This is a genomic window from Streptococcus ratti FA-1 = DSM 20564 (genome assembly GCF_000286075.1).
Classification (GTDB): domain Bacteria; phylum Bacillota; class Bacilli; order Lactobacillales; family Streptococcaceae; genus Streptococcus; species Streptococcus ratti.
The window spans coordinates 1,327,129-1,340,794 of the sequence record NZ_AJTZ01000005.1 but is presented as its reverse complement, the minus strand read 5'-3'; the positions used below and the strand labels follow the sequence as shown (position 1 = coordinate 1,340,794).

Genomic DNA, 13,666 nt, shown 5'->3' with positions numbered 1-13,666 from the left:
TAACTGAAATGATACTGCACTCATTTTGATTTGAGACTATAATATTAAAGTAGAAAGGGAGGATTACTAATGGAAAAAAAAGTTAGAAAAAAAATGTACAAAAAAGGGAAATTTTGGGTAGTTGCTGCTGTTACAACAGTTGCTGCAGCTAGTTTTGCTACTGCAACTGTTCAGGCAGATGAAGTGAGTCCAAGTCAAGCAGCTTCTGAAACAGTCGCTGCAAATGCTCAACAAAATCAAACAGTCCCATCAACACAAGAACAGCAGCCAGTAGCTTCTGCCAATGAAGCAGTAAGTACAGATGAATCTGCTGCTAAAACAGAAACCGTCAGTCCAGCAGCTGCAACTGATGAAAAAGCAGCGACTCCTGAAACAGAGGAAAAGGCTGATACACAAGCAGCTCCGGTTCAGACAACAGAAGCTTCTGAGTCCAATCAAATGCCTGCTAAACAAGCTGATGAAAAGACCGTCAGTTCAGCTGAAGCTAAAACTTCAGCTGTTCAAGCAGCAACAGCCAGCTCACCAGAGGTTAAACAGCCAACTGCTGATCAAGCTAAGGCGACTAAAGAATTAGCGGCTTCAGAAGAAGACAATAAGACCCTTGATCAGTATGGTCTGACAGAACAAGCACACAAGATTGCAACAGAAGCTGGTTTGGATTTGAGCACTCTGACGCAAAAACAAGTTGAGGCACTTAATAAAGTTAAGCTGACTAATGATGCTCAAACCGGACATCAAATGACCTATCAAGAGTTTGACAAGATTGCTCAAACCCTTTTAGCGCAAGATGATCGTTATGCCATTCCTTATTTTAATGCTAAGGCTATTAAAAATATGAAGGCAGCGACAACGCGCGATGCTCAAACAGGTCAAGTGGCTGATTTAGATGTTTGGGATTCCTGGCCAGTTCAAGATGCTAAGACTGGAGAAGTGGTTAATTGGAATGGCTATCAATTGGTTGTTGCTATGATGGGTATTCCAAATACCAATGACAATCATATTTATCTTCTCTACAATAAATATGGGGATAATAACTTTGACAATTGGAAGAATGCCGGTCCAATCTTTGGCTTCAATGCTGATGGGGTCACACAGCAATGGTCAGGCTCAGCAACTGTAAATGAAGACGACAGTCTGCAATTATTCTATACTAAGGTTGATACGAGTGACCAAAACAGCAATAATCAACATCTGGCAACAGCAACGATAAATCTTGGTTTTGATGATCAAGATGTCAAAATTCTTTCTGTTGAAAACGACAAAGACCTAACTCCGCAAGGCGGCGATGGCTACCACTACCAAAGCTATCAACAATGGCGTTCAACTTTTACAGGTACAGATAATATTGCCATGCGTGACCCGCATGTTATTGAAGATGAGAATGGCAATCGCTATCTGGTCTTTGAAGCAAGTACAGGTACAGAAAACTATCAAGGCGAAGATCAAATCTATAACTTCACCAATTATGGCGGCAGCTCTTCTTATAACGTTAAGAGTCTCTTTAGATTCTTGGAAGATCAGGATATGTACAATCGTGCCAGCTGGTCGAATGCAGCCATCGGTATTTTGAAACTCAAAGGTGATGAAAAAACTCCAGAAGTAGATGAATACTATACTCCTTTGCTTAGCTCACCAATGGTGTCTGATGAATTGGAGCGGCCAAATGTGGTTAAGTTAGGCGATAAATACTATCTCTTTACTGCTTCACGCCTTAATCACGGAAGTAACAATGATGCTTGGAATAAGGCCAATGAGGTAGTCGGTGACAATGTTGTCATGCTGGGCTATGTCTCTGATCAACTGACAAACGGCTACAAACCTTTAAACAACAGTGGTGTTGTCCTGACAGCATCTGTGCCGGCAGACTGGCGGACGGCAACATACTCTTATTATGCTGTACCAGTGGCTGGTTCGTCTGATACCCTCTTGATTACAGCTTATATGACTAACCGTAATGAAGTAGCTGGTAAGGGTAAAAATTCAACTTGGGCACCTAGCTTCCTTCTTCAAGTTCTGCCAGATGGTACGACTAAAGTTTTGGCAGAAATGACTCAGCAAGGCGATTGGATTTGGGATGAGTCCAGCCGTACAACAGATACTGTCGGTACGTTGGATACAGCTTATCTTCCGGGTGAAAATGATGGTTATATTGATTGGAATGTTATTGGCGGTTACGGTTTGAAACCTCATACACCAGGACAATACCAAGCACCAACAGTTCCATCAACACCAACCAATTCAGGTTATACCATTTCCTTTAATGTTACTGCGGATGGCAAACTTGTTATCACACCTGTAAAAACAGATAACACTGGTTCTGCTAGTCAGTCAGGTGATTCCAACTGGTCTCTTGATGTTTCCTTTAATGCCTCAGCTGGCGGAAATATTTCTGTGAAAGCAGATCAAACTCCAGTTAAACCAACCGACCAAGCAAAAAATACTAAAAAACATCATCAAGCTTCATCGAATAAAAAGCCTAAAAAAGGCTTCTTTGCAGCTCTACTGGCTATCTTTAGTGCTTTCTGTACAGGTCTTGGTTTGAAATAAACTCATTTTCTTTCTCTCCTACACAAAAACAGGATAGAACCGTTGAAGTTCTATCCTGTTTTTTAATATTCAATAATTTGACAGCAGTACTCTTAATGAATTTGAGCAAAAATTTCCTCAACTTCTGCGATTGTGTCAGCTCGTGAAACTGCCGAGCGGATTTTTGCAGCACCGGATGTCCCGCGGAGATAATGCGGTGCCAAACCGCGGAATTCCCTAACGGCGATTTTCTCGCCTTTGAGTGTTACCAAACGCTCAAGGTGATCTTGGGCAATTTCCAGCATCTTGCCGAAAGGCAGATTGTCTAAGATTTCCCCAGTTTCAAAATAATGGTTGATTTGGGTAAAGATATAAGGGTTGCTTCTGGCAGCACGGCCCACCATGACGGCATCAGCACCTACCTCATCAATCATAAACTTAGCATCTTCAACAGAGCGAATATCACCATTGGCGATAAAAGGAACCTTAGTGAGGGCCTTGGCTACTTTAGCCAGTGTCTCATGGTCGCATTTACCAGTGTACATTTGTTCGCGCGTGCGCCCGTGCATGGCTAGAGCAGCAACGCCAGCAGATTCGGCAGCCAGAGCGTTTTCAACAGCTAAAGAAGATTCTGACCAGCCTGTCCGCATTTTGACTGTCAGGGGAATGTCAAGGACAGATTTAACGGTTGAAACGACCGAATAAATCTTTTCAGGATCTTTGAGCCACATGGCTCCTGCCTCGTTCTTAACGATTTTATTGACCGGGCAGCCCATGTTAATATCTACAAGGTCAGCTTGAGTGTTGGTCTGGATGAATTCAGCTGCGCGTGCCAGACTGTCACCGTCACTGCCAAAAAGCTGGATAGAGACAGGATGTTCTTCTTCATCAATGTGAAGCATGTGCAGTGTTTTTTCGTTGTTGTATTGAATGCCCTTGTCTGACACCATTTCCATGACGACAAGTCCAGCACCAAATTCCTTGGCAATAGTGCGGAAAGCTGAATTAGTGACACCTGCCATTGGTGCTAAGACAGTGCGATGGGGGATTTCTACTCCGCCAATCCTAAATGAGCTGTTAAGCTTGGTCATGAATCATCTCCTCTAAATCATTTTCCTTAAATTGGTAAGTTTTTCCGCAGAATTGACAGACAATCTCTGCACCGTGATCGTGCTCTTTCATTTCCTGAAGATCACCCGCCGGCAGAGTCTTGAGAGCTTCTTCAAAACGCTTGCGCGAGCAGTCGCAGGCAAAGCGGATTTCTTCTTCAGAGAGCACCTTGTAGTCATCTTCGCCGTAAAGTGCTAAAAGCAGAGCTTCAATAGGATTATCCGCTTCTAAGAGACTTGAAATGGCAGGCATTTCCTGAATGCGTTTTTCATAGCGGGTGATTTCCTCGTCAGAAGCTCCCGGAAGAACTTGCAGCATAAAGCCGCCAGCCACTTTGACCTTGTCTTTATCATCCAAAAGAACATTTAGACCTACTGCTGAAGGCGTTTGTTCACTTTCGGTCAAGTAATAAGCTAAGTCTTCGCCAATTTCCCCTGAGACAAGGGGAGTTGATGATGTATAAGGATTGCCAGTTCCATAGTCTGTGATGACGACGAACTGTCCATTTCCCATAAAGGGACCGACCATTACTTCGCCTGTTGCAGTTTTCTTAATGTCAGCTCCTTTATTTTGAATGTAGCCTTTGACACTTCCCTTGGTATCAGCTACTGAGATGATGTGTCCGAAAGAAGAATCGCCGATGACTTTGACCGTTACTTTGCTATCACCCTTTTGATTGGCGGCCAAAATTTGATTGGCAATAAGTGTGCGGCCCAGAGCGACTGTAGAGCTTGAAAGGGTCTGATGTTTTTCCTGTGCCATCCGAACCGTTTCAGTGCTGTCAAGCACATAAGCACGGAAAGCACCTGATGCTGAAATTGATTTAATAAGTTTATCCATGCCTTTTATTTTAACATAAATTGAGCAAAGTGGCAGGATGGGAACTCTGTAAAACAAGCTGTCAGCAGTTTTATAAAAAAAGCAAACAAATTAATTGATACTAATTAGTAATAAATGTATAATGGTCTTACAAATACAAATGGAGGCTATTATAATATGTCAAACTTTTTAGATTTACAAAAACAGCGCCGCAGCATTTATGCCTTGGGTAAAAATGTTGCCTTATCAGAAGCCGAACTTGCAGGCGTGATTAAAAATGCTATCAAACAAGCACCTTCAGCATTTAACTCACAAACTAGCCGAGCAGTCATCTTGTTTGGTGAAGAATCCAGTAATTTCTGGAAGAAGATTGCTTATAGTGAGTTAGAAAAAGTAACACCAGCAGAAGCCTTTGAAGGAACAAAAGCTAAATTAGAAAGCTTTGCTGCTGGAGTTGGAACCATCCTTTTGTTTGAAGATCAGGATGTTGTAAAAAATTTGGAAGAAAACTTCCCTCTTTATGCAGATAATTTCCAACCTTGGTCTGAACAAGCTCATGGTATTGCCCTTTATGCGACTTGGTTAGCTTTAACTGAGCACAATGTTGGTATGAGTGTTCAGCACTATAATCCATTGGTTGATGCCCAAGTTGCTGAAAAATATGGTATTCCAGCCAACTGGAAACTGCGTGCTCAGGCACCATTTGGTTCTATCGAAGCACCAGCAGGCGATAAAGAATTCATGGCAGACCAAGATCGTTTTAAAGTATTTGGTGATTAGTTGCTAAGTTAAATAAGATAAGACGAAAAGACGCCCTTGTAGGGGCGCTTTTTTAATAATTCAAAGTTTAAAAAGTATTATGATTTTTATGAAAGTCTTTATTTAGGAGTAATCTGCCAGATAGTCCTTGTATAAGGAAAAGAATTGCTCTCTTTTATTGACAGCCATCTTGATATAGATATTGTGAATATGTGTTTTGACTGTACCGACTGAGAGATAGAGTTCCTTAGCAATTTCTTGATTTTGTTTGTGTTCTAGCAAGAGCTGGCAAATTTCCTGTTCTCGTTCGGTTAGATGGTAATGGTCAAAAAAGGCTTGACTGGTATTTTTTGATGAAGTATCGCTTTGTAGATGTTGAATTCTTTTTTCCAAGATAGGGTAATCCTTTAAGAAATAATAGAGTAAAAGCCAGCAGACAGTGATGGAAAAAAGGTCTTCTGAAACATTTCTGTTCATAATTTTCGTGTTGAAAATACTGTATTGATCAACAGTAAAGATGACGAAAGTATCCTCAATTAAAATAGCAAGACTGGCAATTATGGCTAATGTTGCCATCCATCTGAGGTATTTTTTATTTAAGGTGGCTAGATTTTTGTTCTTAATGTTTAAAAAAGCAATGAAACCTGTATAAAACAACAGCAGCTGATTGGGTAAGTAATACAGATATACTTTTGTAGCCGTATTTGGCAGCGATGGTAAGAGCATAAAGAGAAAAACAGCCAGTAAAATAAGATATTCCCACCAAGGTATCTTACTTTTACTTACATAATGAACAATCCATAGCTGACAAAAATTGTTAACAAGAAAAATAGTTGTTTTAATGAAGGAAGTTCCCTGAAAGGAGCTGTTGTAGTTGGAGGCAAAACTTGAAATGATTTCAGTCATTGAAATGATAGAATTGTCTAGGATAAAAAAGAGCACATAAAGAGAAGTGACTAAATAAAGTGATTTCCTTTTTTTATTTTTCTCCCTTATAAAAAAACTGACTGAAAAGGCCATAGTAACGGCATAAAACATCATCAACAATAGATTATAAATATAGACGAGTTCAGTTTTCATAGAAGAACCTTCCTTCAATTTTCTCTTTAACACTTATAATAATTATATCATTCAAATAAACTTTTATTTCAACGTGTCTGATAAAAAGATCTAAACCTTGGGTTTATTTTTTTTAAATACCATATTTCAAGGGGTTTAGATAGCTAAACTTTAGTTGTAAACGTTTACATCTTAAGGTTTATAGTCAACTGTTATAAAAAAAATTATGATGAAAGTGAAAAAAATAGAGGAGGATTCTATGATGAATAAAACAGACTATATTACGACAGAGGAGTTTTCTAAAGAGGAATTACTGAAATTAGCAGATTTATCTTTGAAAATTAAGGCTTGTGTCAAAAACGGCTATTACCCACCTTTGTTAAAACATAAAAGTTTAGGGATGATTTTTCAGCAGTCCTCAACGCGGACGCGAGTTTCTTTCGAAACAGCTATGAGTCAGCTTGGTGGTCATGCACAATATCTGGCACCAGGACAAATTCAACTTGGCGGTCATGAAACCATTGAAGACACTTCAACTGTTCTTTCCAGATTAGATGATATTTTGATGGCTCGTGTTGAACGTCATCAAAGTGTAGTAGACCTAGCTAGATGTGCTTCCATTCCAGTTATCAATGGTATGTCTGATTATAACCACCCTACTCAAGAACTTGGTGATTTATGTACGATGATAGAGCATTTGCCAAGTGGTAAAAAATTGGAAGACTGTAAAGTTGCTTTTGTTGGTGATGCGACACAGGTTTGTTTCTCTCTTGCTTTAATAACAACAAAAATGGGTATGGAGTTTGTTCACTTTGGACCCAAAGGTTTTCAATTAAATGATCAGCATAAAGAAAAATTGGATAAAATTTGTGAATTATCGGGTGGAAAGTACACTGTTACAGATAATGAAGATGCGATTGAAGGAGCAAATTTCCTTTATACAGATGTGTGGTATGGCTTATATGAAGCAGAATTATCTGAAGAGGAACGGATGCAAATTTTCTTCCCTAAATATCAAGTCAATAGCCAAATGATGGCTCGGGCTGGTTCTGACTGTAAATTCATGCACTGTTTACCAGCAACCCGTGGAGAAGAAGTAACGGATGAAGTCATGGATGGACCCAATTCTATTTGTTTTGACCAAGCAGAAAATCGTTTGACGTCCATTAGAGGGTTGCTCGTTTACCTTCTGAGGGATTATGAGGAAAAGAATCCTTATGATTTGGTGAAGCAGGAAGTTGCTAAAGAAGAATTACAAACTTTTTTGAAGCCAGAGTAGGTAATTAATAGTGGAGAGTTAAATTATTAGGAGATAAGAAATTTGTCTTTAACTTTCCTATTTAAAAGAAGGGAAGATACCTATGGAAACAAAGAAAAAATTCAGTTTATTTAGCGCAGTGCTTTCTGTTATTTGTGTTGTTTTTGTTGCTGAGGCAGCTGCTCCGGTAGCTGCCATTGGCAACTCGCAGTTCTTTTGGTGGCTCTTTTTGTTGATTGCTTTTCTTTTGCCGTATGGTCTGATTTCTTCTGAGTTAGGAACAACTTATATTGGTGATGGCGGTATTTATGATTGGGTAACCAAAGCTTTTGGCCATAGATGGGGAGCTCGGGTGGCCTGGTATTATTGGATCAATTTTCCACTTTGGCTGGCTTCTTTAGCTGTTATGACGCCAGGTTTATTAACAACGGTTACTGGTCATTCCTTTTCGACTTTTGAAGCCATTATGATTGAGCTGATGTTTACTTGGTTAGTAGTTTGGATTAGTTTTTATCCAGTCAGTGACAGTATTTGGATTTTAAATGGTGCGGCTGTTATTAAAATGCTTTTGGCATTGCTGATCGGTGGTTTAGGGCTTTATGTGGCTCTGACTAAGGGCATGGCAAATGAAATGACCTTAACATCACTCTTACCTTCCTTTAATTTGAACAGTCTGTCTTATATTTCCGTCATTATTTTTAATCTGCTTGGATTTGAAGTAATTTGTACCTTTGCAGGAGACATGGAAAATCCTAAAAGACAAATCCCTCAATCTATTATTGTTGCTGGTCTTGTCATTGCTGCCATCTATATTTTTTCTGCTTTTGGTATTGGTGTTTCGATTCCGACTGATAAGATTTCAACCAGCAGCGGCATGATAGATAGTTTTAAGTTATTGACAGGATCAACTGACGGCTGGTTTATCATGGCCATGGCATTTCTCTTTTTATTGACCTTATTTGGTAATATGATTTCTTGGTCTCTTGGTGTCAATAATACTGCTTCTTATGCTGCGGAAAATGGAGATATGCCCCAATTTTTTGCGAAAAGAAGCCGTAAGAGAGACATGCCAATTGGCGCTGCCCTTGCCAATGGCCTTGTCGCTAGCATTGTGATTGTTATTGCACCTTTCTTACCGAATCAAGATTTATTTTGGGCTTTCTTCTCCTTAAACTTGGTTATGTTCTTATTATCTTATGTCCCTGTATTTCCAGCTTTCTTTAAATTAAGGAAAATAGATCCTGATACACCGCGTCCTTTTAAAGTTAGTGGCAATGAAAGTTTCTTGAGATTACTAGTTATTTTACCAATGATTCTCATTGTGATTTCCTTGATTTTTACAGCTTTACCATTGGCATTTGATGCTGAGACTTTGGCTGCAAAATTACCGATAACACTTGGTTCTGTCATTTGTATAGGGATAGGTGAGCTTATCATACTGATTAAAAAAATAAAGAAATGAGGCAAAAAATGGCAAAACGTATTACAAATAGTACACCTAAACAAGATGGTTTTAGAATGCCGGGTGAATTTGAAAAACAAAAACAAATCTGGATGCTTTGGCCTTGGCGCAATGATAATTGGCGATTAGGAGCCAAACCTGCTCAAAAAGCTTTCTTAGAGGTAGCTGAGGCTATTAGTAAATTTGAACCAGTTTCTCTTTGTGTTCCGCCGCTGCAATATGAAAATGCTGTGGCACGTGTATCAGAATTGGAGAATAATAATATTCGAGTTATTGAGATGACCAATGATGATTCTTGGATTCGTGACTGTGGACCAACTTTTCTAGTCAATGATAGAGGAGACTTACGGGCAGTAGATTGGGAATTCAATGCTTGGGGCGGCTTGGTTGATGGTCTTTATTTTCCTTGGGATCAAGATGCCTTAGTTGCTCGTAAAGTTTGTGAAATAGAAGGTGTGGATTCTTATAAGACGAAAGATTTTGTCTTAGAAGGCGGTTCCATTCATGTGGATGGAGAAGGGACTGTTTTGGTAACGGAAATGTGTCTCCTGCATCCTAGTCGCAATCCTCATATGAGCAAAGAAGATATTGAAAATAAATTGAAGAACTATTTGAATTGTGAAAAGGTTCTTTGGGTTAAAGATGGTATTGATCCTTATGAAACGAACGGTCATATTGATGACGTTGCTTGTTTCATTCGTCCAGGTGAGGTTGCTTGCATCTACACAGACGATAAAAATCATCCTTTTTACAGGGAAGCAAAGGCAGCTTATGACTTTTTATCTGAACAGACAGATGCTAAGGGACGTCATTTAAAGGTTCATAAGATGTGTGTCACTAAAAAACCCTGCTATTTGAAAGCTGCGGATACCATTGATTATGGTGAGGGCAGTATTCCGCGGGAAGAAGGTGAGATAGCAATTGCTTCTTATTTGAACTTCTTAATTGTCAACGGAGGAGTTATCTTACCACAATATGGTGATGAAAATGATCAATTGGCAGTACAGCAAGTAAAGGAAATGTTTCCAGATAGAAAAATTGTTGGTGTAAGGACAGAAGAAATTGCTTACGGCGGCGGGAACATTCATTGTATTACTCAGCAGGAACCTGCAATTTAAAGTCATTAATCAGTGAAGGCGGAGAGAATGTATGGCAAAAAGAAAAATTGTCATTGCATTGGGAGGAAATGCAATTTTATCAAGAGATGCTTCTGCAAAAGCACAGCAGAAAGCATTGGCTCAGACTGCTAAATATTTAGTTCAGTTCATAAAAAATGGCGATGATTTGGTGATTACTCATGGCAATGGTCCACAAGTTGGTAATTTGTTGTTACAACAAATAGCGGCTGATTCTTATGATAATCCTGCCCTTCCACTAGATACTCTAGTAGCTATGACAGAAGGTTCTATCGGCTATTGGTTGCAAAATGCCTTAATCAACGAATTCAGAAAAAAATCCATTGATAAGGAAATTGTATCTATGGTGACGGAAGTACTAGTATCAGCTGACGATCCAGCTTTTAGCCATCCCAGTAAACCTATTGGTCCCTTCCTCAGTGAAGAAGAAGCTTATTTACAAGAAAAAAAGACTGGTACTGTTTATAAGCTGGATGCAGGCAGAGGTTGGCGAAAAGTCGTTGCTTCTCCCCAACCAATTGCTATTCAGGAAATAGCAACGATTAAATCTTTAATTAGCACAGGAGCTGTGGTTATCACGGCTGGCGGTGGAGGGATTCCAGTTGTTGAAGGCCCTAAAACAAAGGATTTAAATGGTGTGGAAGCTGTTATTGATAAAGATTTTGCTAGTCAATTATTGGCTGAAAAAATTGAAGCTGATTTATTTGTTATCTTAACAGGTGTAGATCATGTTTATATTAATTATGGCAAACCTAATCAGGAAAAATTGGAAAAGGTAACAACAAGTCAGTTAAAAATATGGATAGATCAGCAACAATTTGCAACAGGAAGTATGTTGCCAAAAGTAGAAGCGGCTCTTGCCTTTGTTGAAGCGCAACCCCGTGGAAAAGCTATTATCACTTCTTTAGAAAATATAGCCAGTGTTATTTCAGAAGATGGAGGAACACAAATTACGATTGGTTGAAATAAAGTCTTTATGTGGTATGCCACTTTTTAAGTGAGTGATTGAGAAGCGATAAAAAGTAAAAGAGCCTATGATATACTCCCCCATAGTTTCTAGTGAATTTTGTTTTTTCACTGTCCACTATAGAAGAGTATATCAATAAGCTCTTTTCTTTGCTTTTTAAACTATAATTTAATGAAAGTGAACCAAACTTATACAACCAACTATATATTGGCAATTACTTCTGGGAACAATTTAGCCAAAATTTTACCGGTAATCACCTGTCCCGGGCCTTCCTGACAGTAGGTATGCATATACATGGACGGATTAAAATTGAGCTCAATACAGGTACAATGCGGATTTTCCTTGGTTGCTTTTAAAGATGTATCCGGAATAATCAAGTCAACACCGCAGGCCCAAGCTCCCATGGCTTTAGCCATATCAGCAGCCAGCTGCTTGTAGCTGCTGTCCATTTCCTCAGTTATATCAATGGAATCTCCGCCTGTTGAAATGTTTGAATTGCCGCGCAAATTCACCTTGACGCCGGCTGGCAAAATGCTTTCTGGGGTGCAGCCTTGCTGCTGCAGCATCAGCAACTCGATATCACCTAAGTCAATTATTTCAAGTGGAGAGCGATGATCGCGGCCGCGAAGCGGATTTTGATTTTTTTGGTCAACCAGCTGCTGAATAGTCTGACGGCCATCACCAACCACATTTGCGGCAACTCGCAGAAGAACAGCTTCGCATTTGCCATCAAGGACAAAAAAGCGATATTCGGTTCCGGCAATGAATTCTTCAACAAGGACAGAAGAATCTTCAAGAAAGGCAATATCCAGTGCCTTTTCATAATCCGTCAGGCTGGTCGGTGTGTCAAAAATTGAAATTCCCAGACCGAAATTAGTTGATTTGGGTTTGACAACGATAGCCTGCTTTTCAACTTGCTGATAATAGCGGAGCGCTTCGTCTTTGCTGTCGAATTCTGCACCGGCAGGAACCGGATAGCCATGCTCTCTTAGGATTTTTTTGGTTACAACTTTATTAGCCATGGCTAAGGGAACAACATAGTTGTCTTTAGATGTCATGTTGCCGTTTTTGACATATTCAATATGCTTAGCGTGCCAGAGTTTTAGAAACTGATCGCTCTCATCTAAAATGTCAAAATGAATCCCTTTTTGAATAGCATCAAAAAGCAGCATTTGCGTTGACAGTTCCATATTTTCATAACCCTTAAGGGCATAATAAGCCTGCCAAGCATAGTCATGGTATTCCTTCCCCTTTTGCTGACCGAATGTTTCCAAGGACAGATTATCAATGTGCTCCAAGAGATGGCCGCCGACAGTCAGTCTTGGATTGCTGATCTGCCCTTTGATATCAGCCAGAAGCTGTTCATAGTAGGCAGGAAGCTGGAAATGCCTGATCAGTTCTTCCATAGCTGTTAGGACATCTTGATAAGGGGCCTCTTGCGGCAGCTTTTCCAAGGGATGGCTGAGTGCGATTTTTTCGTTGAGGCCTGCAGCCTTATCAAGCGACAGGCTGACTGCTTGCGGTGCATCAAGCCAGAGCATAGCTAAGATAAAGAGATGGATGCTGTCAATAGTTTCCTGCGTAATACCGCGATTGTCAAAGGGGTTCAGATCAAAACAGCGAAATTCTAAATAGGTAATGCCTTTAGTCAGATAATCACGATTGTGCTTGCTGCCGCGCAGGCGGACAGCTGAGTAAAATTCTTTTTCAGCTGATAAGGCTCCTGTGCTGACATAATGTTCAATGCTTGAGATATAATTTTCCAGACTGTCAAAAGGTACGCTGACATCTTCAGTATTGACATATCCCAGATGACTGTTTCTAAGCGAGCGAACAGGGGCGGTCAGTCCTTTTTCAAAGAAGCCTTGTTCGGCTATGGGACTGGCGCCGTAAAGATAGGTTAAAAACCAGCGGTAGGATAGAAAATTCTGAGCCAGTTTTAAATAAAGATCGTTTTTAAATGCAATCAGCGATTGGCAGCCGCTGCGCTCGAACAATAGTTTAAGCAGATCAGCCCCCAATTCAATATTGTAATGAATACCTGACATAGACTGGAGCATCTTACCATATTTCTCAGCCAGATGCTGACGGTAGGAAAGCTCAAAAGGGTCTTCCAGACGGGCAATTTCAATCTCGTCTTCTCTGAGCTGCGGCGGCATGGACAAGGGCCAGAGGTACTGATCGTTATCAATACTGCGCTGAGCGACATCAGTAATAGCTCCTAAAAAGCGCAGCACTTCTTTGCTTGATTTGGCAACGGGTGTGATTAATTCTAACTGGGGTTCGCTGTAATCTGTTTGAATGTATGGATGATAGCTGCGGGAGCCTAGTTTGTGAGGATGGGGGGTCTGCGCCAAGCGCTGTGTTTTTTGATCAATGCGCAAGCTCTCCCTCTCCAGCCCAAAAGTAGCTTGTAAGACAGGGAGGTTCTGCGGACTTTGCTGTAAAAGTTGATCAATGTTTGACATATGCTTTCTCCTAAAAGATATTCTAGTTATAGTTTACAAGAATGTTCGGAAAAACGCAGGATTCTGATACGAAATATTGAAAAACAATCAGAAATTTCTTAT

Annotated in this window: 10 protein-coding genes and 1 pseudogene; 7 read left to right on the top strand and 4 right to left on the bottom strand. The window is 40.1% G+C overall.

Annotation, left to right across the window (positions count from 1 at the left end):
• Window positions 1–69: 69 nt before the first annotated feature.
• Window positions 70–114 (top strand): annotated as a pseudogene (locus SRA_RS10570) (hypothetical protein); the annotation flags it as partial.
• Entirely contained in the window at window positions 94–2,547 is a 2,454-nt protein-coding gene (locus SRA_RS08300) for a glycoside hydrolase family 68 protein (RefSeq protein WP_404827211.1), read from the top strand. The pseudogene SRA_RS10570 and the gene SRA_RS08300, both read left to right, overlap by 21 nt.
• A gap of 92 nt (window positions 2,548–2,639) precedes the next feature.
• Here SRA_RS08300 and dusB read toward each other — a convergent pair whose 3' ends face one another.
• Together dusB and hslO are read right to left on the bottom strand one after the other, a co-directional pair.
• Window positions 2,640–3,617: a tRNA dihydrouridine synthase DusB gene (gene dusB, locus SRA_RS08295; protein ID WP_003089761.1), complete on the bottom strand. Its 978-nt coding sequence runs from the start codon at window positions 3,615–3,617 to the stop codon at window positions 2,640–2,642.
• On the bottom strand, window positions 3,604–4,476 hold the full coding sequence (gene hslO / locus SRA_RS08290; protein ID WP_003089759.1) for an Hsp33 family molecular chaperone HslO: 873 nt from the start codon (window positions 4,474–4,476) through the stop codon (window positions 3,604–3,606). Before hslO ends, dusB begins: the two co-directional genes overlap by 14 nt.
• A 156-nt stretch (window positions 4,477–4,632) precedes the next feature.
• Between hslO and SRA_RS08285 the strand changes: the two genes are divergently transcribed.
• On the top strand, window positions 4,633–5,235 hold the full coding sequence (locus SRA_RS08285) for a nitroreductase family protein (protein WP_003089756.1): 603 nt from the start codon (window positions 4,633–4,635) through the stop codon (window positions 5,233–5,235).
• Between the two features lie 102 nt (window positions 5,236–5,337).
• Here SRA_RS08285 and SRA_RS08280 read toward each other — a convergent pair whose 3' ends face one another.
• The gene (locus tag SRA_RS08280; protein ID WP_003089755.1) at window positions 5,338–6,294 is read right to left on the bottom strand and encodes a helix-turn-helix transcriptional regulator; all 957 of its coding nucleotides are present in this window, start codon (window positions 6,292–6,294) and stop codon (window positions 5,338–5,340) included.
• 238 nt (window positions 6,295–6,532) lie between these two features.
• Between SRA_RS08280 and ptcA the strand changes: the two genes are divergently transcribed.
• From ptcA to arcC, 4 genes are all read left to right on the top strand, one after another.
• Window positions 6,533–7,552: a putrescine carbamoyltransferase gene (gene ptcA, locus SRA_RS08275; protein ID WP_037610031.1), complete on the top strand. Its 1,020-nt coding sequence runs from the start codon at window positions 6,533–6,535 to the stop codon at window positions 7,550–7,552.
• A gap of 82 nt (window positions 7,553–7,634) precedes the next feature.
• A complete protein-coding gene (locus SRA_RS08270) occupies window positions 7,635–8,993 on the top strand; it encodes an APC family permease (protein WP_003089750.1) in 1,359 nt (452 codons plus the stop codon).
• A gap of 8 nt (window positions 8,994–9,001) precedes the next feature.
• A complete protein-coding gene (gene aguA, locus SRA_RS08265; RefSeq protein ID WP_003089749.1) occupies window positions 9,002–10,111 on the top strand; it encodes an agmatine deiminase in 1,110 nt (369 codons plus the stop codon).
• A 31-nt stretch (window positions 10,112–10,142) separates the two neighbouring features.
• Window positions 10,143–11,093 (top strand): carbamate kinase, encoded by a 951-nt coding sequence (gene arcC, locus SRA_RS08260; protein ID WP_003089748.1) that lies wholly within the window; start codon window positions 10,143–10,145, stop codon window positions 11,091–11,093.
• A gap of 203 nt (window positions 11,094–11,296) precedes the next feature.
• On the opposite strand, the gene gshAB is transcribed toward arcC, so the two are convergent.
• Window positions 11,297–13,564, bottom strand: a complete 2,268-nt coding sequence (gene gshAB / locus SRA_RS08255) for a bifunctional glutamate--cysteine ligase GshA/glutathione synthetase GshB (protein WP_003089747.1) — start codon at window positions 13,562–13,564, stop codon at window positions 11,297–11,299.
• Window positions 13,565–13,666: the final 102 nt, after the last annotated feature.

Excerpts from the sequence above, each read along its gene's own strand:
- gshAB (WP_003089747.1), bottom strand. The coding sequence starts at position 13,564 with ATGTCAAACATTGATCAACTTTTACAGCAAAGTCCGCAGAACCTCCCT.
- SRA_RS08300 (WP_404827211.1), top strand. The coding sequence starts at position 94 with ATGTACAAAAAAGGGAAATTTTGGGTAGTTGCTGCTGTTACAACAGTT.
- ptcA (WP_037610031.1), top strand. The coding sequence starts at position 6,533 with ATGATGAATAAAACAGACTATATTACGACAGAGGAGTTTTCTAAAGAG.
- dusB (WP_003089761.1), bottom strand. The coding sequence starts at position 3,617 with ATGACCAAGCTTAACAGCTCATTTAGGATTGGCGGAGTAGAAATCCCC.
- SRA_RS08280 (WP_003089755.1), bottom strand. The coding sequence starts at position 6,294 with ATGAAAACTGAACTCGTCTATATTTATAATCTATTGTTGATGATGTTT.
- hslO (WP_003089759.1), bottom strand. The coding sequence starts at position 4,476 with ATGGATAAACTTATTAAATCAATTTCAGCATCAGGTGCTTTCCGTGCT.
- SRA_RS08270 (WP_003089750.1), top strand. The coding sequence starts at position 7,635 with ATGGAAACAAAGAAAAAATTCAGTTTATTTAGCGCAGTGCTTTCTGTT.
- aguA (WP_003089749.1), top strand. The coding sequence starts at position 9,002 with ATGGCAAAACGTATTACAAATAGTACACCTAAACAAGATGGTTTTAGA.
- arcC (WP_003089748.1), top strand. The coding sequence starts at position 10,143 with ATGGCAAAAAGAAAAATTGTCATTGCATTGGGAGGAAATGCAATTTTA.
- SRA_RS08285 (WP_003089756.1), top strand. The coding sequence starts at position 4,633 with ATGTCAAACTTTTTAGATTTACAAAAACAGCGCCGCAGCATTTATGCC.